At 37.1% G+C, this 24,465-nt stretch carries 25 protein-coding genes; 8 read left to right on the forward strand and 17 right to left on the reverse strand.

Annotation, left to right across the window (positions count from 1 at the left end; all coding sequences use genetic code 11):
• Positions 1-24: 24 nt before the first annotated feature.
• Positions 25-1,233, reverse strand: a complete 1,209-nt coding sequence (locus ACA100_RS08590) for an argininosuccinate synthase (RefSeq protein WP_481077293.1) — start codon at positions 1,231-1,233, stop codon at positions 25-27.
• 21 nt (positions 1,234-1,254) lie between these two features.
• The gene (trkA, locus tag ACA100_RS08595; protein WP_481077294.1) at positions 1,255-2,643 is read right to left on the reverse strand and encodes a Trk system potassium transporter TrkA; all 1,389 of its coding nucleotides are present in this window, start codon (positions 2,641-2,643) and stop codon (positions 1,255-1,257) included.
• 206 nt (positions 2,644-2,849) lie between these two features.
• On the opposite strand from trkA, the gene ACA100_RS08600 reads away from it, so the two are divergent.
• Positions 2,850-3,461, forward strand: coding sequence for a ZapG family protein (locus ACA100_RS08600; RefSeq protein WP_481077295.1), 612 nt, complete (start codon positions 2,850-2,852; stop codon positions 3,459-3,461).
• 94 nt (positions 3,462-3,555) lie between these two features.
• Here ACA100_RS08600 and epsC read toward each other — a convergent pair whose 3' ends face one another.
• The 7 genes from epsC to ACA100_RS08635 form a co-directional block, all read right to left on the reverse strand.
• Positions 3,556-4,308, reverse strand: a complete 753-nt coding sequence (gene epsC / locus ACA100_RS08605) for a serine O-acetyltransferase EpsC (protein ID WP_481077296.1) — start codon at positions 4,306-4,308, stop codon at positions 3,556-3,558.
• Positions 4,301-5,065: an RNA methyltransferase gene (locus tag ACA100_RS08610; protein WP_481077297.1), complete on the reverse strand. Its 765-nt coding sequence runs from the start codon at positions 5,063-5,065 to the stop codon at positions 4,301-4,303. The genes epsC and ACA100_RS08610 overlap by 8 nt, the downstream gene beginning before the upstream one ends.
• 20 nt (positions 5,066-5,085) lie before the next feature.
• Positions 5,086-5,472: a fluoride efflux transporter CrcB gene (gene crcB / locus ACA100_RS08615; protein WP_481077298.1), complete on the reverse strand. Its 387-nt coding sequence runs from the start codon at positions 5,470-5,472 to the stop codon at positions 5,086-5,088.
• Positions 5,473-5,536: 64 nt separating this feature from the next.
• Entirely contained in the window at positions 5,537-6,208 is a 672-nt protein-coding gene (locus ACA100_RS08620; protein ID WP_481077299.1) for an ATP-binding cassette domain-containing protein, read from the reverse strand.
• A 1-nt stretch (position 6,209) separates the two neighbouring features.
• Positions 6,210-6,878 carry a molybdate ABC transporter permease subunit gene (gene modB / locus ACA100_RS08625; RefSeq protein ID WP_481077300.1) on the reverse strand — a complete coding sequence of 223 codons (669 nt, stop codon included), beginning with the start codon at positions 6,876-6,878 and terminating at the stop codon, positions 6,210-6,212.
• Entirely contained in the window at positions 6,878-7,618 is a 741-nt protein-coding gene (gene modA, locus ACA100_RS08630; RefSeq protein WP_481077301.1) for a molybdate ABC transporter substrate-binding protein, read from the reverse strand. The genes modB and modA overlap by 1 nt, the downstream gene beginning before the upstream one ends.
• Before the next feature lie 67 nt (positions 7,619-7,685).
• Entirely contained in the window at positions 7,686-8,312 is a 627-nt protein-coding gene (locus ACA100_RS08635) for a thiamine diphosphokinase (RefSeq protein ID WP_481077302.1), read from the reverse strand.
• Positions 8,313-8,399: 87 nt separating this feature from the next.
• Here ACA100_RS08635 and ppa point away from each other — a divergent pair, with 87 nt between their 5' ends.
• The gene (gene ppa / locus ACA100_RS08640; RefSeq protein ID WP_481077303.1) at positions 8,400-8,936 is read left to right on the forward strand and encodes an inorganic diphosphatase; all 537 of its coding nucleotides are present in this window, start codon (positions 8,400-8,402) and stop codon (positions 8,934-8,936) included.
• Positions 8,937-9,044: 108 nt separating this feature from the next.
• On the opposite strand, the gene cobB is transcribed toward ppa, so the two are convergent.
• The 8 genes from cobB to ACA100_RS08680 form a co-directional block, all read right to left on the reverse strand.
• Complete coding sequence (cobB, locus tag ACA100_RS08645) at positions 9,045-9,761, reverse strand: Sir2 family NAD+-dependent deacetylase (protein WP_481077304.1); 717 nt, start codon at positions 9,759-9,761, stop codon at positions 9,045-9,047.
• Between the two features lie 24 nt (positions 9,762-9,785).
• Positions 9,786-10,271 (reverse strand): ClpXP protease specificity-enhancing factor, encoded by a 486-nt coding sequence (locus ACA100_RS08650; protein ID WP_481077305.1) that lies wholly within the window; start codon positions 10,269-10,271, stop codon positions 9,786-9,788.
• A gap of 3 nt (positions 10,272-10,274) precedes the next feature.
• Positions 10,275-10,871 (reverse strand): glutathione S-transferase N-terminal domain-containing protein, encoded by a 597-nt coding sequence (locus ACA100_RS08655; RefSeq protein ID WP_481077306.1) that lies wholly within the window; start codon positions 10,869-10,871, stop codon positions 10,275-10,277.
• 73 nt (positions 10,872-10,944) lie between these two features.
• Complete coding sequence (locus tag ACA100_RS08660) at positions 10,945-11,778, reverse strand: cytochrome c1 (protein WP_481077307.1); 834 nt, start codon at positions 11,776-11,778, stop codon at positions 10,945-10,947.
• Complete coding sequence (locus ACA100_RS08665) at positions 11,775-13,049, reverse strand: cytochrome b (protein WP_481077308.1); 1,275 nt, start codon at positions 13,047-13,049, stop codon at positions 11,775-11,777. The genes ACA100_RS08660 and ACA100_RS08665 overlap by 4 nt, the downstream gene beginning before the upstream one ends.
• On the reverse strand, positions 13,049-13,639 hold the full coding sequence (gene petA / locus ACA100_RS08670; protein WP_481077309.1) for a ubiquinol-cytochrome c reductase iron-sulfur subunit: 591 nt from the start codon (positions 13,637-13,639) through the stop codon (positions 13,049-13,051). The genes ACA100_RS08665 and petA overlap by 1 nt, the downstream gene beginning before the upstream one ends.
• A gap of 40 nt (positions 13,640-13,679) precedes the next feature.
• Positions 13,680-14,246 carry an elongation factor P gene (efp, locus tag ACA100_RS08675; RefSeq protein WP_481077310.1) on the reverse strand — a complete coding sequence of 189 codons (567 nt, stop codon included), beginning with the start codon at positions 14,244-14,246 and terminating at the stop codon, positions 13,680-13,682.
• 107 nt (positions 14,247-14,353) lie between these two features.
• Positions 14,354-15,403 carry a class 1 fructose-bisphosphatase gene (locus ACA100_RS08680; RefSeq protein WP_481077311.1) on the reverse strand — a complete coding sequence of 350 codons (1,050 nt, stop codon included), beginning with the start codon at positions 15,401-15,403 and terminating at the stop codon, positions 14,354-14,356.
• 176 nt (positions 15,404-15,579) lie between these two features.
• On the opposite strand from ACA100_RS08680, the gene fur reads away from it, so the two are divergent.
• The 6 genes from fur (at position 15,580) to murB (ending at position 24,446) form a co-directional block, all read left to right on the forward strand.
• Positions 15,580-15,990 carry a ferric iron uptake transcriptional regulator gene (gene fur / locus ACA100_RS08685; RefSeq protein ID WP_481077312.1) on the forward strand — a complete coding sequence of 137 codons (411 nt, stop codon included), beginning with the start codon at positions 15,580-15,582 and terminating at the stop codon, positions 15,988-15,990.
• 7 nt (positions 15,991-15,997) lie between these two features.
• The gene (locus ACA100_RS08690; RefSeq protein WP_481077313.1) at positions 15,998-17,599 is read left to right on the forward strand and encodes an ArnT family glycosyltransferase; all 1,602 of its coding nucleotides are present in this window, start codon (positions 15,998-16,000) and stop codon (positions 17,597-17,599) included.
• A gap of 1 nt (position 17,600) precedes the next feature.
• Positions 17,601-20,216 carry a DUF349 domain-containing protein gene (locus tag ACA100_RS08695; protein ID WP_481077314.1) on the forward strand — a complete coding sequence of 872 codons (2,616 nt, stop codon included), beginning with the start codon at positions 17,601-17,603 and terminating at the stop codon, positions 20,214-20,216.
• 86 nt (positions 20,217-20,302) lie between these two features.
• The gene (locus tag ACA100_RS08700; RefSeq protein ID WP_481077315.1) at positions 20,303-22,213 is read left to right on the forward strand and encodes a SurA N-terminal domain-containing protein; all 1,911 of its coding nucleotides are present in this window, start codon (positions 20,303-20,305) and stop codon (positions 22,211-22,213) included.
• A gap of 1 nt (position 22,214) precedes the next feature.
• Positions 22,215-23,426, forward strand: coding sequence for an SEL1-like repeat protein (locus tag ACA100_RS08705; RefSeq protein WP_481077316.1), 1,212 nt, complete (start codon positions 22,215-22,217; stop codon positions 23,424-23,426).
• 18 nt (positions 23,427-23,444) lie between these two features.
• Complete coding sequence (murB, locus tag ACA100_RS08710; RefSeq protein WP_481077317.1) at positions 23,445-24,446, forward strand: UDP-N-acetylmuramate dehydrogenase; 1,002 nt, start codon at positions 23,445-23,447, stop codon at positions 24,444-24,446.
• Positions 24,447-24,465 lie beyond the last annotated feature (19 nt).

Raw genomic sequence — 24,465 nt, forward strand, 5'->3', positions numbered from 1 at the left:
CTTTTAAATCTAACTCATCAGCAATTATTTTGCTTTACGCTTAGCGGCAGTGCGTAAACGCAATGCGTTCAATTTAATGAAGCCGCTTGCATCTTTTTGATCATATGCACCAGCATCATCTTCAAATGTTGCGATGCTTTCATCAAACAATGATTCATCAGATTTACGGCCAACAACGATGACATTGCCTTTGTATAATTTTAAGCGCACAACGCCTGAAACGTGCTCTTGTGATTTGTCGATTGCAGCTTGTAACATTTCACGCTCTGGGCTCCACCAGTAACCATTATAGATCAATGATGCATAACGAGGCATCATTTCATCTTTCAAGTGAGCAGCTTCACGATCTAAAGTGATCGATTCGATTGCACGGTGAGCTTTCAAGATTACTGTACCCGCTGGTGTTTCGTAGCAACCACGTGCTTTCATACCAACATAACGGTTTTCAACGATATCAACACGACCAATACCATTTGCTCCAGCGATTTTATTCAACTCTTCCATCACTGTTGCTGGTGATTTTGCAACGCCATCGATTGCAACAACGTCACCTTTTTCAAATGTTAATTCGATGTATGTTGGTTCGTTAGGTGCTTCTTCAGGAGAAACAGTCCAGCGCCACATGTCAGCTTCTGGTTCAGTCCATGGATCTTCCAATACTAAACCTTCATAAGAGATGTGTAACAAGTTTGCATCCATTGAATATGGAGATTTTTTACCACCACGATCAATAGCGATATTGTTCTTTTCAGCATAGTTCAACAACTTTTCACGAGACATTAAATCCCATTCACGCCAAGGTGCAATGACTTTAACATCTGGTTTTAATGCGTATGCGCCTAATTCAAAACGAACTTGGTCATTACCTTTACCAGTTGCGCCATGAGAGATTGCATCTGCATTGGTTTCGTTGGCAATTTCCACTAAACGCTTTGCAATCAATGGACGAGCGATAGAAGTACCTAATAAGTACTCGCCTTCATAGATTGTATTTGCGCGGAACATTGGGAAAATGAAATCACGTGCAAACTCTTCACGTAAATCATCAATGTAAATCTCTTTAACGCCCATTGCCTGTGCTTTAGCACGTGCTGGCTCTACTTCTTCGCCTTGGCCTAAATCAGCTGTGAATGTTACAACTTCACATTGATATTCATCTTGCAACCATTTTAGGATGACAGATGTATCTAAGCCACCAGAATAGGCTAGAACAACTTTGTTCACTTTACTCATTAATAAACTCCTACTGACATGTTAATCATTATTACCTTTGATTTGGCAAAGGAATTCCAAATCAGGAATGCTTTGCTTATTTGAAATGAAGAAGATCATGTGGTCATTTTCTTCTATCACTGATGTTCTGTGGGATACGATGACTTGTTGTCTGCGAATGATCCCAGCTAAAGTTATACCTTCAGGCCAGTCGATGTCATCTACAACTTTCCCAATAATCTTTGATGTTTCAGGTGTACCATGTGCAATAATTTCAAAAGCTTCTAAATCACCTGTGCCTAATGAGTAGAGCTGAACCACATCACCTTTACGGATGTAGGTTAATAATACGCCCAAGGTTACTTGTTGTGGAGAAAAAGCGATATCGATGTTGGATTCATTTTCCACTAAATCAACAAATGCACTTCGGTTAATTAAGGTGATTACACGCTTTGCACCTAAGCGCTTTGCAAGCATGCTGGATAAAATATTAGTTTGTTCATCTTCTGTGACAGCACAATAAACATCAACTTGATCAATATTTTCTTCATAAAGTAATGATTCGTCTGTGCAATCACCATTTAAAATTAAGGCATGTTTGAGATGAGAAGTTAAGCGAGCAGCATTGTTTTTATCAACTTCAATGACTTTAACGCGTAGATCTTCTTCTAATGCACTTGCTAAACGATAGCCAATGTTTCCGCCACCTGCAATCATCACTTTTTTCGCAATTTTGGTGGATGGTCGGATTTCTGCCATCACTAGTTTGGCGTGTTTTTGGTGACATAGGTAATAAACTTCATCACCTTCCAAAATGATAGTTTCACCGCTTAATTCTAGGGCTTCATCACCTCTAAATACAGCTACGATGCGAACATCGATATTGGGTAAATGCTCTGGTAAGGTTTTAATAGGGGAGCCAACTAATCGACCACCTTCTTCAGCTTCTGCTGCGACAATTAATACGCGTCCGCGATCAAATCTTAATACTTGTTGTGCGCCTGGTAAGTTAATAATATTTTTTAAGCGCTCTTTGACTAAAATTTCAGGGCTAATAATGACATCAATATTGAATGCTTTTTCTAATTCATGGCCAAAAATATCAGCATATTCAATATAGGATTGAGAGCGGATGCGTGCAATTTTTAATCTAACATTGAATAAAGTGTGTGCTAATTGACAGGCGATCATATTAACTTCATCGCTGGATGTCACAGCAATGATTATGTCCGTCTCCTTTGCGCCTGCTTCATCTAATATATGAGGAAGAGAAGCATTGCCGACAACGGTTCTAATATCATAGCGATCTTGGAGATTCGCTAAAACAGCGGCATCTGAGTCAACAATTGTCACATCATGTTCTGACTCTTGCGAGAGAATATTTGCGGCGTTAGAGCCAACTTGTCCTGCGCCTAAAATTAGGATTTTCATATAAAAGACACAATTTTAAAAAGAAAGCAGATCATTGTATGGAGTTAGGCTAGAGTTTTCAACCAATAATTGGTTTTTGTATTTTTAAAATCAATAAGTTTTCGTAATGGGCGAAAATAATTAATTTTAAATGTTTATGAATAGTATAATTAAAGATCGTATTTATGGTTTAATGATCTATCAACTATAGTTAGGGAGTTTATAATATGGGTGAATATTTAATCGCATTTATTTTGGGCGGTGTTGCAGGGATTGTGATCGGTTTGATTGTTGGCCGTTTGGGTAATTCTAACTCTGATGTTGTGGCTAAGTTAAACAGCGAGTTGGACGAAGTGAAAGAAAAACTGAAGCAGCAGACAGAGCATTTCGCTGAAAGTGAAAATATGTTGCATAAAATTGGTACAGATTTAAAAGATCTTTATCAGCACATGAGCAAAAATGAGATGTCTACTTTAAAAGAAAAATTTAAAGTTTTAGTCATAGATGCTGATACGCAATTTGGCGAACTTGCACATAAAGCTGAAGATGCTAAAGATGAAGTTGTAGAGAAAGCATCTAAAGTTGCTGCTGATGTTAAAGAAGCAGTTGTAGACAAGGCAGAATATGTTGCAGAAAAAGTGGCTGATAAAGTTGAAGAAGCTAAAGAAACTGCACAAGAAATTAAAGAAGATGTTGCTGAAAAGATTGAAGATATCAAAGAAGATGCGAAAGATTTAACAGAAAAAGCTACTGATAAAGCAGAAGATGTTAAAGAAGAAGCTAAAGAAGATGTTGAGAAAGTTATCGATGAGTTAGCATCAGATAAAGATAAGAAGTAAATAATTTTAAGCTGAAATTAGCTTCAATAAAAAAATTTAAAAAAAGGTTAGAAGTTTTCTAACCTTTTTTGTTATGTGCATTTAATAAGAAATATTATTTTTCAGTTGGATTGAAGGCTTCAAAATCTTTTAACTCTTTTTGTGGCAAGTTAGGTACTTTTGTACAAATTTGAATGTTTTGTTCTTCCAGTTCTTTGCAAATATTCTTTAAACTGTCATCTAAACTTTGGATGTGATCCAATAGCAGATTAATTGCAGTTGCTGCAGGATCTGGCGTATCATTTTCAACACCATAAGCTGTAAATAATTTATTAGAAATTTCCGCAGTAATGGTATCTTTTTTGATCACACGAGCAGGAATACCAACAGCAGTAGAGTTTTCAGGAATGTCTTTAGTGGCAACTGAATTGGATCCCACTTTTGCATTATCTCCCAAAGTGATTGGCCCCAAGATTTTAGCGCCTGCGCCAATGATGACATTGTTACCTAAAGTAGGATGGCGTTTACCTTCATGTAAACTTGTGCCGCCCAATGTTACACCGTGATATAACGTGCAATCATCGCCAATTTCTGTAGTTTCACCAATGACAACGCCCATGCCATGATCAATGAAGAATCTGCGACCAATTTTAGCACCTGGATGAATTTCGATGCCTGTTAAAAATCTGGTGACAGTAGATAGCCAGCGCGCAATTAATTTTAAGCGGTGATTCCATAGATAATGGGAAATTCTATGTCCCCATAAAGCCCATAAGCCTGGATAAGCCACTAGTACTTCTAATGTATTGCGTGCAGCAGGGTCTTTTGCGTGGATGGTTTGAATGTCTTCTTTGATGTACTTAATCATTGTTAATCTTCCTATTCAAAGACGTTAAAATCCCGCGCAATAAATGAATCTCTTGTGCTGTTAAATCACGTTTTTGGAATAAATGACGAATCTTTTTCATGATGTTTTTAGGTTCGCTAGGATCTAAAAATTCTGTTTGGAATAGAATGTCCTGTAATTGTTCGTAGAAGCCCTCGCGCATTTCGCCAGTTGCTAATTCATCAGTTGTTTCTGTGGCTTGAATTAAAGGCAATTCTAATGCTTGTTTATGCGCTTTATGAAGCTCATAGCTCACCACTTGAATTGCAGCGCTGATATTTAGCGAATTGTAGCTGTTTTCACTTGGGATAGTCATCATTCGTTGGCAAAGATCAATCTCTTCATTGGTTAAACCTGTGCGTTCTGTGCCAAATACAAAAGCAATTTTTTGTCCTTCATTTTTAATGCCTTGAAGGGCTTCTGTTGCTGCTTCCTCAACAGTGTGAAGCTTAGATGAGATATAACGAGGACGAGCAGTGGTTGCATAGGCAATTTGGCAATCCTTCAGTGCTTCTTCTAATGTTGGTACAACGATCGCGCTCTCTAAGACATCGACCGCGCCGCTTGCTAAAGAGATTGCTTCTTGGCTAGGAAATTGTTTAGGCTCAACCAATACAAGATTGTATAAGCCCATTACGCGCATAGCACGAGCTGCTGCGCCAATATTGCCTGAGTGAGAAGTACGCACCATAACGATGCGGATTTGGTTCAATAACGATTCTGGAAATGGTTTTTTCATGTGAACTTTAAAGCTAAAATTTAAGAGATAGTGCGACCAACGAATACGCCGCACATTGCAAAGGCAATGCCTAAAATGATACTACTGCTCATGTAAAAAAACAGCGTAAAAAATTTGCCTTCTTGGATTAATTGCAAATTTTCAATAGAGAATGTTGAAAAAGTTGTATAACCACCGCAAAATCCAGTGATCAATAGATACTTCAAAAAAGTATCTTGCCCAATTTTAGGCAATAACCATGCAGCAAAAAATCCAATGAGAAATGATCCTAAAATATTGATGGAAAAAGTTGCCAAAGGAAAAGATTGTTGCCAATAGCGATTGATAATTAGCGCGGTGAAATGTCGACTCATTGCACCTAAGCCGCCACCTAATCCCACCATTAAAAACGCTAAGTAATGATTCATTCTCTACTCAAAATATGAATTAAGCCTTCATTGTATGAGTTATTCACTAGGATGAAAAGAGTCGTTAAGAAGTTTTTAAAATTTGGCCATGGTCAATTTCAATAATAGCATCGCCAAAAACTTTGGCATCTTCAGGATCATGGGTGATTAATATCATGGGGATTTTGAGCTTTTCTTGCACTTCAGCAAGCTCTTTGCGCATGATTGCGCGAAGATTCGTATCCAATGCAGAAAATGGCTCATCCAACAGGATTGCTTTAGGATTCACAATTAAAGCACGGGCAAGGGCGACTCGCTGTTTTTGTCCGCCAGAAATTTCATCAGGATATTGAAATTGTATGCCTTCCAGCTTAAAAAGCTCCAGCCAATACTGTACTTTTTCATCAACGGCATGCTTTCTTCCATTGAAAATTGAATGATGCAAGGCAAAGCTAATATTTTGCGCTACATTTAGATGTGGAAATAGGGCATAACTTTGGAATAAGTATGCTAAAGATCTTTGCTGTGGTTTAAGATTAATTTTATTTGTGGAATCAAATAAACAACGATTTTGTAAAATAATCTTGCCTGAATCTGGCGTGATTAATCCTGCAATTGTTTTGAGTAAAACGCTTTTTCCAGAGCCAGAAGCACCCAAAATGACCAAACGATCAGCTTTTGTTTGATAAGCAACATCTAATGTAAAAGAGCGTTTATAAGCCGTGAGAGTTTTATGAATGGAAAAATCAATGTTCATTCTATGCCCTCGGTTTACGCGGATTCAAAAATGTTGCGGCCATCAAAATGGCAATACAGACAAGAGATGTTAACAGAACTAAATAATTGGCTGTTTTATAGTCAAATGAATTGTAAGCACGATAAATGGCAATAGACAAAGTTTGAGTTTTTTGTGTTGCACCTGCCACCATTAATGTTGCGCCAAATTCACCCAATGCGCGTGCAAATGCTAATAAAATTCCTGATAAGATTCCGCGCCATGCCAACGGCAATGTGACACGAAAGAAAATTGCAGTGCGAGAAATGCCTAACATGCTTGCAGCTTGTTCATATTCTCGGTTAACATCTTCAAATGCCGCACGAGCAGGTTTTAATATGAGTGGAAATGCCACAATTGTTGCTGCAATAACTGCAGCTTGCCATGTAAAAATTAAACGAATGCCAAAAGTTGCATCCAACCATTGGCCAAACCAACTTTTTTGCCCAATTAAAGTTAATAGGTAATAACCTAAAACAGTCGGCGGTAATACCATTGGCAGCGTTAAGATTGTATCTAATAAATTTTTGCCCCAAAAATTGGTTCGGGCTAAGAAGAACCCGATTAAAATACCGAGTACAGAGCCAATCAAAGTTGCTAAGCCAGCAACTTTAAGTGTTAGTACTAAAATCGGGTAAATTGAATCGAGCATTAAGGTTTTGTAAATCCGTAATTTTCGAGAACTTGTTGGCTTTCTGGTGTGAAAATGAATTCATAAAAGCGTGAGCTGCCGTCTTTGCTTTCTTTAGTTAAAGCAATTGGATAAGAAATTTCTTTTTGTGTTGGTACGGTCAATGCGACTTTAACTTCGTCTTTGAGAATGGCGGCATCTGTACCATAAACAAAACCTGTATCAGTTTCACCTTGTGCAACATATGCTAATGATTGGCGAACGCTTTCTGTTTCAATGAACTTGGGGGATAAATCTATCCATAAATTTGCAGCTTCTAAAACACCTTTTGTATAACGACCAACAGGAACACTTGCAGGATTGGCTAGCGCAATCTGGCGAACATCAGCATGTTTCAAATCATCCAGTGATTGTAGTGATAATTGACTGTCTTTACCCACAACAATGACAAGAGTATTTTTGACAAAAGTTTTGCGAGTACCGTCTTTGATTAAGCCTTTTTCGACAGCTTTATCCATTGTTGTTTGATCGGCTGAAGCAAATACATCTACGGGCGCACCATTTTCCATTTGTTGTAATAATGCGCCTGAGCCTGCAAAATTTAGTAACACTTGATCTTCAGGATAGGCTTTTTCATAGTTTTTAGCGATGGTGCTAAAAGCATCTGTTAAGCTTGCAGCTGCTGAAACCATAATTTCTTCTGCGTTGGCTGTTGCAAATAAAGATGCAAGCAGGGTTGTTACGATCAATTGTTTTTTCATACGAACTCCACTTTAAAGATTGGATAAATGCGTAATATACACTTTTATATATCGAAAGACAATTGAACTAGTTGGTGAGAATTAGCCAGCCGAGTCCCTTTTCTTGGGAATAGTGAATATACTGTTCTATCGGTTCGTTACTGATGGAAAAGCCTCTACCTGGTTTCAGTAATACATTTTTCAATGGCCACTTTACATTACTAATGGTGACATTTTCCAGTTCTGTAATAGGAATAATGCTAACGTGCTTGTAAAAATTCGCTTCAATAGAGCGTTCTATCCTATTGTTTAGAGAATAGAGTTCTGTGTCGCCATCTGTATGAATGAAATGTAATTCAGGATGATTGATTAACAGCATGAATAAACTCAATTGGTGATCCAATCTTCCGCCCATTCCACCAATCATCACGCAGTTATGAATGTTGAGATCTTTAGTTTTATTCAATGCGATCTCTGTATCCAGTAGATCTTTATCTGTGGGGAATACTTCCGTTGGAATGTGGGCAAACTGCATTTTGTTTTCTGATTGACAGGAGTCAAAATCGCCCACCCACAAATGAGGTGTGATGTTCAATGGTTCACTGTGCTCAATGCCGCCATCTACGGCAATGATATAGTCATTCTTTTGAAAGAAATGCTCAAACTTTGCATAATTGACAGTGCCTGGTAGTAATAAAACTAAACGAGAGAACATTTTGTACCTTTTGTTTCATGGAAGTTGGGGATATAAAAATGTATAATAACGCGTTTCTGATTTTTCATCATAAAATAGAGGTTATATATGAGCTTTGATTCAATCCCAGCTGCTAAAGATTTAAGCAAAATTACAGAGGATTTCAACTGTATTATCGAGATTCCTGCGGAATCTGATCCTGTTAAATACGAAATCGAAGATGATTTAGTATGGGTTGATCGTTTTGTGGGTACAAATATGCGTTACCCAGCAAACTATGGTTATATTCCGCAAACATTGTGTGATGATGGCGATGCGTTGGATGTTTTAGTTGTAACGCCATTTCCATTGATTCACGGTTGTGTTGTGCGTGCTCGTCCTTTAGGTATGTTGAACATGACAGATGAATCAGGCGGCGATGCGAAATTGATCGCTGTACCTGTATCAAAATTATGCCCAATGTATGACAATATTCAATCAATCGAAGATTTACCAGAATTATTGGTTAAGCAAATCGAATTCTTCTTCCAAAACTACAAAGGTTTGGAAAAAGGCAAATGGGTTAAATTAGATGGTTTTGGTACTCGTGAAGATGCTGAAAAAGAGATCGTTAAATCATTAGAAATGTTCAATAACAAGAAGTAATTAATTTAGTTACACTGAGTTCACTTCATATTTTGCCTGCGGGGCAAAATGTTGTATTGAGTGTAATGATCTAATTATGAATATTAAAAGCTGCATTATGCAGCTTTTTTATGATCTGAGATTTTGTAAAAACAGTTCAATATATTCAGGCACAATTTTGCTGGCTAAACCCTGATGAGATTCATCAAATTGTGATGTGCCTAAAGTTTGCTCTAAATTAAGTTCTACAGTGTGTGCACCATGGGATTTTGCATAGCTCATAAAACCTGCGGCAGGATAAACATTACCTGATGTGCCGATTGAGATAAAGTAATCAGCATGTGCTAATTGATTATAAATATAGTCCATTTCTAATGGTATTTCACCAAACCAAACAATATGTGGGCGAAGTGTTGCAGTTTGACAACATTCACATAGTGAATTTTCTGTAATATCATCATGCCAGTCGTAGATTTGATCTGTGGTTATACAGCGAACTTTTAAAAGCTCACCATGCATGTGAATTAAATTTTGGTTGCCAGCGCGTTCATGAAGATCATCCACATTTTGTGTGACAAGTAAAAAATTTTTACCCAAAGCTTTTTCTAATTCCACTAATGTGAAATGGGCAGGATTTGGTTTCACATTGGGATGCTTAAGATATTGCCTGCGTTCATTGTAAAATCGTTGAACTAATTCAGGATTGGCTAGAAAACCTTCTAGTGTTGCAACATCTTCAATGCGATGTTCTTCCCATAATCCATCGGTAGCCCTAAATGTACGGATGCCTGATTCGGCAGAAATACCTGCACCAGTTAAGATAACAACACGGGGCAGAGCTGGCATAATAACTTCCAATTATGAAAGTAATTACTCAACAATGGTTAAACTAGGTTTCTTAGTATTGTTTTTTTTAGTTGTTGATTTTTTTGCAGAAGATTTTTTAGGTTCAGCTTTATCTTCCTTGCTCACGACAGACAATGGTGATGTCTCTTTTTTGGTGCTTTTAACATCCTCTTCTTTGATAAAAGGGTCTTCTGTCAGTGGTTCTGGTGGGAACTCAATGCCATGGCCATTTTCGCGAGCATAAATAGCGATGACTGATCCGATTGGAACATTAATATCCACTGAAACGCCGCTAAAACGTGTTGAAAATGATATCCATTCATTACCAATCGTTAAATTATGAATGGCTGAAGGCAAAAGATTTAAAATAATTTTGCCTTCAGAGATATATTGTTCAGGTACTTCAACATAAGGCAAGGTAGCATCAATCGCAATGTATGGTGTGACATTGTTGTCTAAAATCCACTCATAAAATGCACGAATGATGTATGGCTTATTTGAAGTCATCATAATTTATCCTTTCTTGTAGTAATGTTGAACGCTCTCTCTGTTCAAGATATTAGTACTGTATTCTTTAGTTGCAGTTGCTTTTTCGGGTACATCAATTTGATAAAGTTTAAGGTACCAGAAAAATGGTGCTAATGATGCATCGATCATGCTGAATTCATTGCCTTGAAAATAGATGTTACCTTCAAATAATGGATCATAGCGCAAAAGAAGATCATTAATGGCTTTACTGGATTTTTTATCGGCTTCGCCTTTTTTGATCACTTTTTCTAAAAGCGGGTACCATTCATGGATAATGCGTTTTAAAATTAGTCTAAATTTTCCACGATTGATTGGATCATGTGGCAATAAAGGTGGGTGAGGGAAGCGTTCATCTAGAAATTCTAAGATGATACTAGAATAATAGAGGGTAACTTCTTTTGTTTCTAAGGTTGGCAGGATTAATTGTTGATTGATATCTAGCAGTTCTTCTGGCGGGTTTGTGATATCAACATAAACAGCATCGCTTAAAATATTTTTTTCTAATAATGTAATAGCAATGCGATCTGCATCTAATGAAGCATTTTCTTGGTAGAGTGTAAAACCTGAACGACGTGTAGACATTTTATTTCCTTACTCGACAAACAAAATGAAAAGAATGGGCTACCTATAGATAGCCCATTCCCCGAATTACATACTATTTAACATCTTTCCAGTATTCTCTATTCATGAAGTAAGCACATGCTGTGAATACCACCAAGAATAAGATTACCCATGGGCCATATTTAGCTCTTTTAATCTGAGCAGGTTCAGCCACATAAGATAAGAAGTTAACGATGTCGCGTGTTGCAGCTTGGTATTCTTCAGGAGTCATTTTACCTGGTTTAACCAATTCTGTACCTACAACTACAGTTTCCATTTTACATGCTGAATCATCAGCTGCTGTACAGCCAGCAGGTAAACGATCTTCATATACAGGTTTATACTCGCCTTGAAGTTCAACTAAAACGTGCGGCATACCAACGCTTGGGAAAGCGATGTTATTCACGCCAACAGGGCGGTCATTATCTAAGTAAAATGAATTCAAATAGTAGTAAATATAGTCAGCACCATCTTTACGGTCATAAAGCCCCGCATTAGGGTTGCCATCTCTAGCACGAGTAATGGTTGATAAATCAGGTGGTGCTTTACCAAACCATAGATTTGAATCGTTACGATGCATTGATGATTTCATTAAATCGCCAACTTTGGCAGATTCATATTCATTATCACGAGTAGAAAAGCTACCAGTTTTAATTAAATTTTCTTTAACAGAATCATCAGTCATGCCGATGTCGCGGCCAGTCACGTTATAACGTTGGAATTCCAACGAGTGACAGCTGTGGCAATATTGCATGTATAATTCAGCACCATTTTGTAATGATGCTTTGTCATTAACATCGATATTTACAGGAGGCAAAGAGTCATTTGCATTTGCAACTGTAGCCGACATTAATGAAAGCGTAATTAATAAAAGTTTTAATTTTTTCATTTCATTGTCACCCTTGTTGGCACTGGTTTAGTTTTATCTAATTTGCTCCAAATTGGCATCAATAAGAAGAATGCAAAGTAGTAAACAGTACAGAGTCTTGCAACTAAAGTTCTGCCTTCTGTCGCTGGAAGAACACCCAAATATCCTAATACTAAGAAAGAGATAACAAATAATACGAGTAAGATTTTTGTTAATGGTCCTTTGTAACGGATAGATTTAACTGGGCTACGATCCAACCAAGGTAATAAGAACAATACAGCAATAGCACCACCCATACCAATCACACCCCAAATTTGTGTACCAAACCATGATGGGATTGCACGTAAAACAGAGTAGAAAGGAGTGAAATACCATACTGGCGCAATATGTGCTGGTGTTGCCAATGGGTTTGCTGGTTCAAAGTTTGGTTTTTCTAAGAAGAAACCACCCATTTCTGGTGCATAGAATACGATCAATGCAAAGATGATTAAGAAAATACCAACTGCAAAAGTATCATGTACAGAATAGTAAGGATGGAATGGGATGCCATCTAATGGTTTACCATTTTCATCTAAATGATCTTTGATTTCGATACCGTCTGGGTTGTTTGAACCAACATGGTGAAGTGCCAAAATATGGCCAATTACTAGGAATACCAATACCAATGGCAATGCAATAACGTGCAATGCAAAGAAACGAGACACAGTTGCAGCAGAGATAACAAAGTCACCACGGATGAATTCTAATAAAGTATCACCAACGTAAGGGATTGCACCAAACAATGAAATGATTACTTGTGCGCCCCAGAAAGACATTTGACCATATGGTAAAACATAGCCAATGAATGCTTCAGCCATCAATAATAGATAGATCAGCATGCCGAAGATCCATACTAATTCACGAGGTTTACGGTATGAGCCGTACATTAAACCACGGAACATGTGGATATAAACGACAACGAAGAACATGGATGCACCAACTTCATGCATATATCGTATGAGCCACATCCAATCAACGTCACGCATGATTGCAGTTTCAACAGATGCAAAAGCAATAGGCATGCCTGTTTCGCTTAATGTTGCATCTGGCACATAGTGCATTACTAACCAAATACCTGTGATGATTTGGTTAACCAATACCACCATAGATAAAACACCAAAAACATACAAGAAGTTGAAGTTTTTAGGTGCATAGTATTGTGTCATGTGTTTACGAGTTGCTTCAACAACAGGTAAGCGATTGTCGATCCAGCCAACAATGCCTTTTTGAGAACTATTTTCTTGAAATGCCATTATGCGCTCTCCTTATCTTGACCGATAATTAGACGATTGCCTTCTAAGAATTGGTAGCTTGGAACGATTAGGTTAGTAGGAGCTGGTACGTTTTTGTAAACGCGACCTGCTAAATCGAACTTAGAACCATGGCACGGACAGAAGAATCCACCCATCCAGTTTTCAGCGGGTACAACATTTGGACGATAAGTTGGTGAGCAGCCTAAGTGTGTACAAATACCAACTAATACTAAGATTTCTTTCTTCTCAGAACGCCATGCATTTGTTGCATAACTTGGCTGTTGATCCATTTTAGAGTCAGGATCAGCTAAATCTGTTGCTGGTACTTTTTCTAAAAGAGACAGCATCTCAGGAGTTCTGCTCAAAATCCAAACAGGTTTACCTTGCCATTCAACACGCAATAATTCGCCTGGTTTAAGTTTTGATAAATCTACTTCTACAGGTGCACCAGCGTTTTTAGCTTTTTCGCTAGGCATCCAAGAAGCAATGAAAGGGTAGGCTAGGAACATTGCCCCTGCACCGCCTACTGCTGACGTCGCTAACGTCAGAACACGTCGTCTTTTGAGATCGACATTGTTGTTATCACTCATCACATTCTCCGATATGTATATTTTAATATCCCTAAAACAATTATTTCACGCGAGAGACGTATTCGCCTGTACGGGTGTCAACTTTCACAACTTCATCAATTTGAAGGAAAAGAGGTACGCGAATGACAGCACCAGTTTCCAAAGTTGCTGGTTTGCCACCTGTGCCTGCTGTATCACCTTTTAGGCCTGGATCTGTTTCAACAACTTTTAATTCTACAAAGTTTGGTGGAGTGACAGAGATCGGTACGCCGTTCCAAAGAGTAATAACGCAAACATCTTGTTCTTTTAACCATTTTTTAACATCACTTACAGCTGATTCTGATGCGCCGACTTGGTCAAAAGTTGTTTGGTTCATGAAGTGCCAAAATTCGCCATCGTTATATAGATATTCCATATCTACATCGATAACATCAGCAGCTTCAACGGTGTCGCCTGATTTGAAAGTTTTTTCAATAACGCGACCTGTTTTAAGATTTTTATAACGAACACGGTTAAAAGCTTGGCCTTTACCTGGTTTAACCATCTCATTTTCAACAATGCTACATGGATCATTGTCGATCATGATTTTTAAGCCGCTTTTAAATTCATTTGTACTATAAGTTGCCATAGATACCTATTCTCATTTCAAATTGTTTATAAAAAACTTTCACATTATACGATAAAAATACTCATAAAATCATGATAAAAGTTAACTCTCTGTTTATTAAAAATAAACTATGAGAATAGTTTGCATTTATGAGTAAAGTTTATTGAATTCTCTTGTGCGTATGTTTTGTGGTAGTTCAAAATATCTGTGACTTCGCTTTTTGATCCGATGATAACAGGGACTCTTTGATGTAAGCCAGAAGGTTTAATATCTAAGATTCTGTCATAACCAGTTGTTGCGATACCACCAGCTTGTTCAACTAGGAAAGAAATAGGGTTTGCTTCATACATTAGGCGTAAACGACCACCTTTTGCACGAATGCCTTCATCTATAGGATAAGCAAACATACCGCCACGCATTAAAATACGGTGAACGTCCATAACCATGGCGCCTACCCAGCGCATTGTATAGCGTTTTTCTTTTGGACCATTTTTACCTGATTCACGATCTTCAACATATTGAAGCATGGGTTTTTCCCAGCCCAAACGGTTTGCATGGTTGATAGAGTACTCCGCAGACTCTTCAGGGATTTGGATATCTTTATGAGTTAATACAAACTCACCGATATCTGGATCTAATGTAAAAGCATGAACGCCATGGCCGATTGAGATAACGATCATTGTTGCTGGGCCATATAAACAATAACCTGCACAAACTTGTTGTGTGCCTTCTTGTAGAAAATCTTCTTCTGTTGGATTTTCTTTATCAGAACGCATGATAGAGAAAATTGTGCCAATTGGGCCGTCAACATCGATGTTACTTGAGCCATCTAATGGATCAAATACTAATAAATATTTGCCCTTAGGTTGACCTTCAGGAATTGGATAAATTTCTTCCATTTCTTCACTGGCCATCGCGGCAATGTGGCCACGCCAAATATTGTTTTTTATGAACAGGTCGTTAGCAATGATGTCTAATTTCTTTTGCTGCTCGCCTTGGCAGTTATCACTTTCAGCATTACCTAAAACGTCAACCAATGCACCTTTTCTTACAGCGGCAGATATGGTTTTGCACGCTAATGCAATATCATTCATCAATAAAGTGAATGAGCCAGTGGCTTCAGGATAAAGACGTTGTTCCTCGATTAAGTACTGAGACAGCGGAGTGCCTAGTTGCATTATATGTGCTCCAAGTTATAAAAATGCGCACATAGTACTCGGTTTCACACATAAATAAAAGTCTAAATGCTTTGCTTTAAGATATGGTATCTTTAAAAGATGCGCAGAAAGGGAATATTTCTGTATTTTAGTGTTATAATTGATCGTTGTTGATTACTTTTATATAGGCGGATTAAATGGGTTCGGAAGAATTAAAAAATGCAGGGTTAAAAGTGACTCTTCCCAGACTTAAAATTTTAAACATTTTAGTGACAGCTTCTACAGAAGATCACTTAAGTGCTGAAGAAATTTATCAAAGATTGAATGACTCAGGTGAAGAGGTTGGCTTAGCGACTGTTTATCGAGTTTTAACTCAATTTGAACAAGCGGGTTTAGTACAGCGCCACTTTTTTGATGGTGGTCAATCAGTTTTTGAACTGGATAATGGTGATCAACATAGTCACATTGTGTGTGTGCGTTGTGGTTATGTGGATGAATTCCAAAAAGAAGATTTTAAGATTAAGAGCGAAGAGATTGCTAAAAGCTTTGGTTATAAATTCCAAGAAGCAAAAGTGACACTCTACGGTATTTGTAAGAGATGCCAGTAAGTAACGTATGTTGCAAACACCAAAAATAACTCGTAAACAAGCGTTTCACTGGATTGGTATCTGGTTGGCGCTTGTGATTACGGCGTGGTTTTGTCGACCATTATTGCCTTATCATGAGTTAGGGACTGCAAGTATTACGTGGGAAATGTGGGTTTCTCAAAATTTTTGGATACCCACATTGAATGGTAATTTAGTGGATGAATCCTATCCCTTAGTTCATTGGCTCGAAATATTAGTTTGGAAGATATTTGGCGTTAGTGAATTTTCGATTCGTTTTTTAGCGGCTATTTTTAGTATCAGTACACTTTTTTTAACTGCTTTGGCTGCCAAACAATTATGGCCAGAACTGCCAAAGGTTAGAGCAAATGCCCCGCTGATATTGATTGGTAGTTTGATGTGGGCTGTATTTTCTACTGCACATATTGAACAGGTGTATGTTGCATTTTTTCTCCTGTTATACATTAATTTTTTAATTAGAGCTTGGAAATACAATGCATATTGGTGGTTTGCCGTCTCTTTTGCATTGCTTTTGGGGTTCTTTGTTACAGGGATTTCATTTCTTATTTATGCGCTGCCAGTCTTATTGACTTTTCCATTTTGGATGAAATCATATTGGCGAATGTATGCGTATGCTTTGATTGCACTATTAATTGCATTTTTAATTTTTTGGTGTTGGGGTTATTGGGTGAAGCATCAATATGATGATCTGCCATTATCATTAACAACCATTATGGGGCTACCAAGATTAATTTCACAAATTAATGATCCCATACCATTTGGGATGACATTTTTATCTTTGATTGTGATTTTGTTTCCGTGGGTTTTTTGGCTGCCATTATATAAAAATTTTTCTTACGTTGATAAACGAGAGCAATCTTTTAGATTTTGTGCGGCTTGGCTGTGTTCATCTTTGATTGTTGTATTGATCACTATGAAAACTTCTATAGTGCCTTTGATTCCTATTTATCCTGCTTTTTGTCTTTTAATTGCGCGCATTTATTTGCCAATTACGAATCGTCCGAAAGATGTCATTTTGGTTGCGATTGTGATTGCACTTTTAGGCTTGTTATTAATTCTATTGTCATTTGTGCATGGTTGGATTTCTGATAATAATGCCATTGAATGGCTTGCCACTATTTCGCCCATTTGGGGATTAGGTTTATTAGTGTTTAGTGGAATGCTATTAGTCTTTGCGAAAGAGACAAGGCTGATTACATTAGCATTAATGAGTGTTGCATTGACGCTTGCATTCAATTTTGGTGTCATCAGGAATGCGCGTGATTTCTATGATGTTTTACCAGCTTCAGAGCGAATTGGTTGGTATCAAAACAAAGGTTATGCAGTTGCCAATAGTGGAAGATATATGGGGCAATATCACTTTTTAGGTAGATTAGAGGATCCATTGATCATTATTGATGATGAAATTGATTTCTCTCGATTTAAAACTTTGTATCCAAGTGGTAGGATCATCGTATATTTAGATAATATGACACCGCTAACGAGTAAGCTTGCTGAATATCATCAGCCTTTTAGGAATCGATATTTGGCAATCTTTGCAGTCAGTGACTTAGAAAATATAGGTTCAGTAACTCAAAAAGTGAGAAAGTAATATGTTTGGTTTCTTTAAGCCTAAATGGCAGCACCGCAATCCCAAAATAAGAATAGAAGCGATCAATAGCCAAGAATTAGATAAAGATATGATCGTGAAAATGGCGCAAACGGATCCAGAAATAGACGTTAGAATTGCTGCATTTCAACAGATTCCAGATTTGAATCTGTTATATGCGATTTTACTTCAGGAGCCTTGTGATCATGGTAAAAAAGTAATTTTAAGACAAATCTCGCTGCAATTTCTAAAAGAAGATCAGGTTGAATACGCCATTAATAATTTCATGGGGACAACGGTTCGTCGTGATTTCCCAATGGCTGATTTATTAATGGTTTGTGAAGATTCCAAGCTTAAGCAGTTACTGTTTCCAAAAATTAACTTAAAAAAAGATTTACCAAAGTTGGTGGATGCTAATTATATATTTTCAGTAGATGAATTATTGTTAGTGGATGATCTAGAATTGTTGAATTCATTGATTAAGAAATCAAACATTACTGATAAAAAAGTTTTGGCACATTTAAAAGATGCTCTACGCAAACATGAAGAAGCAGAGCGTTTAGTTCAATTAAAAACAACATTGCTTAATCGTTATCAAGCAATCGCAGAGAGTGAGCAATTGGTGCCTTTGAATGTTTTCAGCGAAATTGAGAAAGAGTGGAATGAGCATCAGTTGGGTGATGAGCATTTAGAATACAAGGATATTTATTTGGCACGTCATAATGCCTACAACGCACAAAGACAGGCTCGTTTGTCTGAGTTGAATGCTATTGAAATTGGTATTCAAAATGATGAATTTGAAAATTTGGGTGAAGTTTTAGTTAATTTGAAGAGCTTATACGAAGATGTAGTTTTTTCTTTAAAGGAAAAATCACAGATTCAAGGATTAATGGCTCAAATTGATGCAAAAATTACGAAAATTCAGCAGCAGTTAAAGCTAGAGCAAGCATCAAAAATACAAGTGGATAAAGTTTTACCTGAAAAAACTGAGAAGTTAAATCCAAGAAAAACTGCTGAATTTGATCGTAATGAGTTTAAGCATAATTTGAAAAAATTAGAGCAGTTAATGGACGAAGGTCATTTGCAGGCAGCTGAACAACTTAATGATGAGTTATCATCCCTGTTAAAAGCATTGGGCAATAGTAAAGATTCGGTGCATTTTAATCGTGTTTTAAAACAAGTGGCTCAGCCATTGTATGATCAGTTGGATACAGCTCGTTGGGGGATCTATCAAAGCCTAGAATTGTTATGTGATAAAGCAGAGCAATTATCCGATGAATCTTCTATTGAATTAGTGAGCATTAAACTTAAAGCATTGCGTGAAGATTGGAATACTTCTAAAAAAGGTATTGCTCATGTTCCACATCGTTTATATCAGCGTTTTGAAAGTGCTTGTAAATCCGCGCATCAACGATTGGTGGATGTTCGTAATCATGATAATACAGCGCGTGCTGTTTATTTGGCAGAAGCTCAAGAGTTATTGGATACATTGGCAGAATTTGTTGCGCAGATTAATTGGCAGCAGCCGAATTGGGAGAGTTTAATAGAAACTCGTCAAAAATTCTTGCAAGAGTGGAATCGTTATTTGGATCAATATTCTACGGATGGTACTTTAAGTTATGGTGCGCCACTCTTTTTAGCAAAAGATAAATATAAATTAGAAAAATCTATGCGCCAAATTTTGAAGCCGTTGGATACAGCGATGCAAAATGAACGTAAGCAAGAGAGGAAACGCCGTGAGGATGAAATTGCGTTGTTGCAGCAGCTATTGGAAAACGGTGACATTAAAGAAGCAGTGGATAAAGCTAAAGAGTTTAATCGTCATTTTAATCCTACAGTTCGATCAAAAAGGCATGATGAGAATTTGTTATGGAAGCAATTGCGTGTTGTGAATGATCAGATTTTTGCGCTGCGTGAAGAATATGTTTCGGCTGAAGAGGGAGAAAGATCTGAAAATGCACAGCAGAAACGTAGTTTGTTAAATGAATTAAAGGCATTGAAAGATTCGGTGAATCATAATAGTCAAATTCATTTAGTAGAGTTGGCGTTAAAAGCAATCGAAGATCGTTGGCGTGATATTGGTGTTGTTGCAAAGCGAGATTATGCTAAGTTTGAAAATGATTTTAAAAATCTTTTGCAAAAGATTCAAAAATCTTTACATGTTATTGAGTTAGAGAAAATGCAAGCGGCGCGTCAAGAGTTATTAGATGCATCTATGGCAATTGGCCAACTAGAAAGCTGTATTCATCAGCATGAATCTATTGAAATATCAGCGCAGCTGTATGACGTTGCAAACGGTGCTTTAAAAAAACGCTTGAAATGTTTGGAGCAAATTCAGGTGGGACAAGAAAGTGCTCAACAATACTTGCAAGAACAGTTATCAGAATCTGAAGAGTTGGCTAAAAAGTTGGTGCTAATGCGTGAAATCCTCTTAGATCAATCTTCACCAGAAGAAGATCAAGATTTAAGATTGGCGTTGCAAGTGCAGATTTTAGAACAAGCCATGAATGATAATCGTAAGAATCATGATAAAACACAGCAACTCAAAGAAATTGATGTAACTTGGTTGGAAAATGTCGTAGGAATTGTGCCAGATTCGCTTTATCAACGATTCAAATAATATTGAGTTTTATTTAAGCTTCGAGGTTTGGTAGAATTGCCAAGATTTGAATGATCAATTGATTATATTTTAGGAAAACAACAATTATGATGCAGTATATTCGCGAGAGAGCGACGAGTAAATTTGCTAAGTTTTTATTTTTGGGGATTATCATCTCTTTCTTTGGCTTTGGCGGATCAGGCTTTTTTAATAGCATGAGTGATTCAACAGTTGCGAAAGTGAATGGTGAAAAGATATCTACTGGCGCTTTATCTAATGCTTATACCAATTATTTGCAAAATAATGGTGGTGTTTTACCTGAAGGTGTTCAGGCAAAAGCTGTGAAGGAGCAAGTCCTAAATAGCATGATTCAAGAAATGGTTGTTGCACAAGCAACGGCAAAAATGGGCATTGTTGCATCAGATGAAGAGATTAGAAACGCAATTAAATCTCTGACATTTTTGCAAGGTGCAAATGGCGAATTTGATCAAAATCTATATAAAGTATATCTACAACAACAAGGTTTAACATCTGCTCAGTGGGAAGAGAACTTTCGTCAACAACTAACTTTGCAATTGCTAGTTTCTGCGATTGGCAATTCGGTGATTGTGACAGAAGCAAACTTAGAAGATTTTGCTAAAGTGGATCGTGAGAAACGTGACTTATCGATTGTTACGTTGCCGTTAGAGCGTTTTTCTAATGATGTGGCTGTTACTGATGAAATGATCACAACATATTATGAGCAAAATAAAGATAAATATCTCGCGGATCCTCGTGTGAAAATTGCTTATGTGACATTGCCAGAAATTAGTACTGATAATGTAGAAGTATCTGATGAAGAAGTCACAGCAAGCGTGATTGCTTTGAAAGAAAAGAATAAGGATAACGAAACTCGTTCTTCTGATCAATTGATCATTCAATTTAGCACAGATGCAGAAAGAGATGCGGCAGTTGCAACATTGAATCAGATTTATAATGAGTTAGTGGAAGGTGCTTTAACTTATGATGATGCTAAAGCGAAAGTGACAGCGTTATCTGATGGTTTATTCTACGAAACAGGTGTTGTGAAAAAATCAGATAATATGCAGCCTGTAGATGAGGCGCTGTTTGCATTGGCAAAAGATGAGCAATATGCAAAACCTGTGATGAGTGAAAATGCTGTGCATTTAATCCATTTATTAACTGTCAATGATGGTAGTGATATTTCAGATGATGCAATGATCGCCGATGTTAAAGCTACTTTAATCAAAGAGAAAAAAGAAGCTTTGACGGCCGATCATATTCAGAAATTCCAAGAAGTTGCTGAAAAAAATTCAGATAGTTTAGATTTGATCGCACAAGAATTTAATATTGAGCCTGTGAAAACAGATTGGTTGAGCTTAACAAATAAGAGTGGTGAGTTAAGTGATAGCAAGACGTATCAAGTGGTTAATCAAGAATTAGTATTATTGGGTGGTAAAAATTCTGAAGCATATCATACAGATCAACAAGATATTCGTATTGTTCGTGTAGAAGCGTATGAAGATGAAAGACCATTGACATTAGATGAGGCAAAAGCAGAAATCCAAGAAACATTGACTGCTATGGAAATGTTGAAAAAGGCTGAATCAGTGATTGTGGCGATGAATGAGGAGCTAAAAGGCGGTGATAAAACTTTAGCTGTATTAGCTGCGGAGCAAACTGTTGATGTGACAAATTTTGATGATGTATCTATTCGTACGATTATGAATATTGCGCAAGAAAATCCTCAAATGATTGAACCATTAATTAAAGGTTTTGAAGTACAAAAAAGTGAGCCAGCTCAGTTAAGTAGTTTTGCAATTAATGGTATGTTGTTTGCAATTATGGTGAATGATGTAACGCCAGGTTCATTGTCTGAATATAGTTCTGAAGAGCAAATGCAATTAAAAGAACGATTAAAATCAGATATGGCACAAGCTGAAACAATTTTATTCATTCAAGGCTTATATGATCAAAGTAAAATTGAGACTTATCAAGTGCCATTCTTAGCAGAGTAAAATGAGAAATAACATAATATTCGTTGTGGCATTTGGAGGGGTGATTGCTTTCTTTATCTATGCCACAAATTTAAGTGATGGTGGTCGCGCTGATCAGATGAGAAGGATCAGCGCGTCCTCTATTCAGATAATTGAAACTTCTCCAGAAACTTTGAGTACTAAATCCTTGAACGATGTTTTGCCAAATTTTGGTCAGTTAAAGGATTCTGAAGTTTTAGAAGAAGCAGAATTATTACTCGCCTCCAATGATTCAGAGCAATTCAATAATGGTTTGTTGGTATTGAATGAGTTATCAGCTCGTGAAAATTCTCGTGCAAGCTATATTTTGGCTCAATTGTATGAAAATGGTATTCATGTACCTAAAGATTTAGACAAAGCTTTGGCTCTGTATCAGAAAGCTGCACTCAGCGGTTCGGAAGATGCCAATATTTATGTCTTTAATCATTATTTAGATAATGACAATATGGATGCGGATCATTTAAAAGAAGCCTTAGATTGGTTTATGCAAGCTGCTAGTTATGCTAATAATCCTATTGCAGATTATGGGCTGGCACATATTTATGCTAAAGGCTTAGGTGTTTCGGTGGATGAGCAAAAAGCTGTTGAATATTATCGGAAGGCTGCATCTGAAAACTTTGTACTTGCTTATGAGCCTTTGGGGGATTTTTATCTTCAATCCAGTGATGATCCTAAAAAGATTAGCGATGCATTGTTGTTGTTTCAGCGTGCGGCAAATGAAGATATTGCTTCAGCTCAGTATAAATTAGGTTATATGTATGAGGCTGGATTAGGTGCAAAACAAGATTATGAAACGGCAAGATTTTGGTATAAAAAAGCCTCGAGTAATCATTTTATGAAAGCCAATATTGCATTAGGTTTAATTTATGCCAATGGTTTTGGTGTTGATAAAGATAATGTTCAAGCCTATGAGTTTTATCGTGTGGCTGCGGAAGCAGGTGATCCTGTTGCTCAAAGCTCTATTGCGCGTGCATTCGAAAGAGGAATGGGCGTTGATCAAGATTTAGAGCGTGCTATTTTCTGGTATGCTGAAGCTGCAAAGCAAAATGATGGTTATGCTGAATATAATTTGGGTCGTATTTTTGAGGAATATGAGTCTGTGCGTAATTTGGATGATGCAAAAGCATGGTATGAAAGAGCTGCAAATTCTAATATTTCTGAAGCTAAAAATGCTTTAAATCGTTTAGCAAAATAAATAGTAAGATATTAAATAATGATCCAGCATAATTTTAATTTAGTGAATTTAAATACTTTGGGTGTTACAGCTCATGCTCATAATTATTATTGCCTAGAAAATACTGGGCAATTAATGGAGTTATCAGGATTGTCTCAGCCTATTTTTTATTTAGGTGGTGGGAGCAATGTACTGTTTACTCAAGATTATGAAGGTACGATACTGCATAATTGTTTAAAGGGCATTGAGCTTCTTGAAGAAGATCAAAATTCAGTTTTGGTGTGTGCACATGCTGGTGAAAATTGGCATGATTTTGTAACGTATGCAATTGGTGTAGGCTGGTTTGGTTTAGAGTGCTTGGCATATATTCCTGGTACTGTCGGTGCAACTCCTGTGCAAAATATTGGTGCATATGGTGTGGAAGCTAAAGATTATATCGAAGAGGTTTGTGTTTATAATCTCCAGACGCAATCATTTGAATATTATGCTCGTCAAGAGTGCCATTTTGCTTATCGTGATAGCGCTTTTAAAGCGGAATTGAAAGATAGATTAGTGATTAGTGTGAAATTTCGCTTATCAAAAACACCAGTAGAATATGAGAGATTTTATCCTGCGTTGAAGGATCACTTAACCAAACACAACATTTCGGATCCATCCCCCAAAGATATTTATCAGGCGGTTATTGCAGTAAGGCAATCTAAATTGCCCGAAGTTGGTGAGATCGGGAGTGCTGGCAGCTTTTTTAAGAACCCAGTTGTAACACAGTCTCATTTTGAAACGTTATTGGCTCAATATCCAGATCTGAATTCATACTATTATGATGATGATCATGTAAAATTGCCCGCTGGACAGTTAATTGATATGTTGGGTTTTAAAGGTGCCTATCGCAATAATGTTGGGATGTATGAAAAGCAGGCATTGATTTTAGTGAACTTAGGCGGTGCCACAGGAGAAATGTTGTATCAGCATAGTTTGGCGGTAATGAAAGCTGTTGAAGAGCAATTTAAAATTTGTTTAGAACCTGAAGTAATTATTTTATAATTGCGTCGGGTATTAATTA

This window comes from Wohlfahrtiimonas sp. XWW7 (assembly GCF_056716055.1).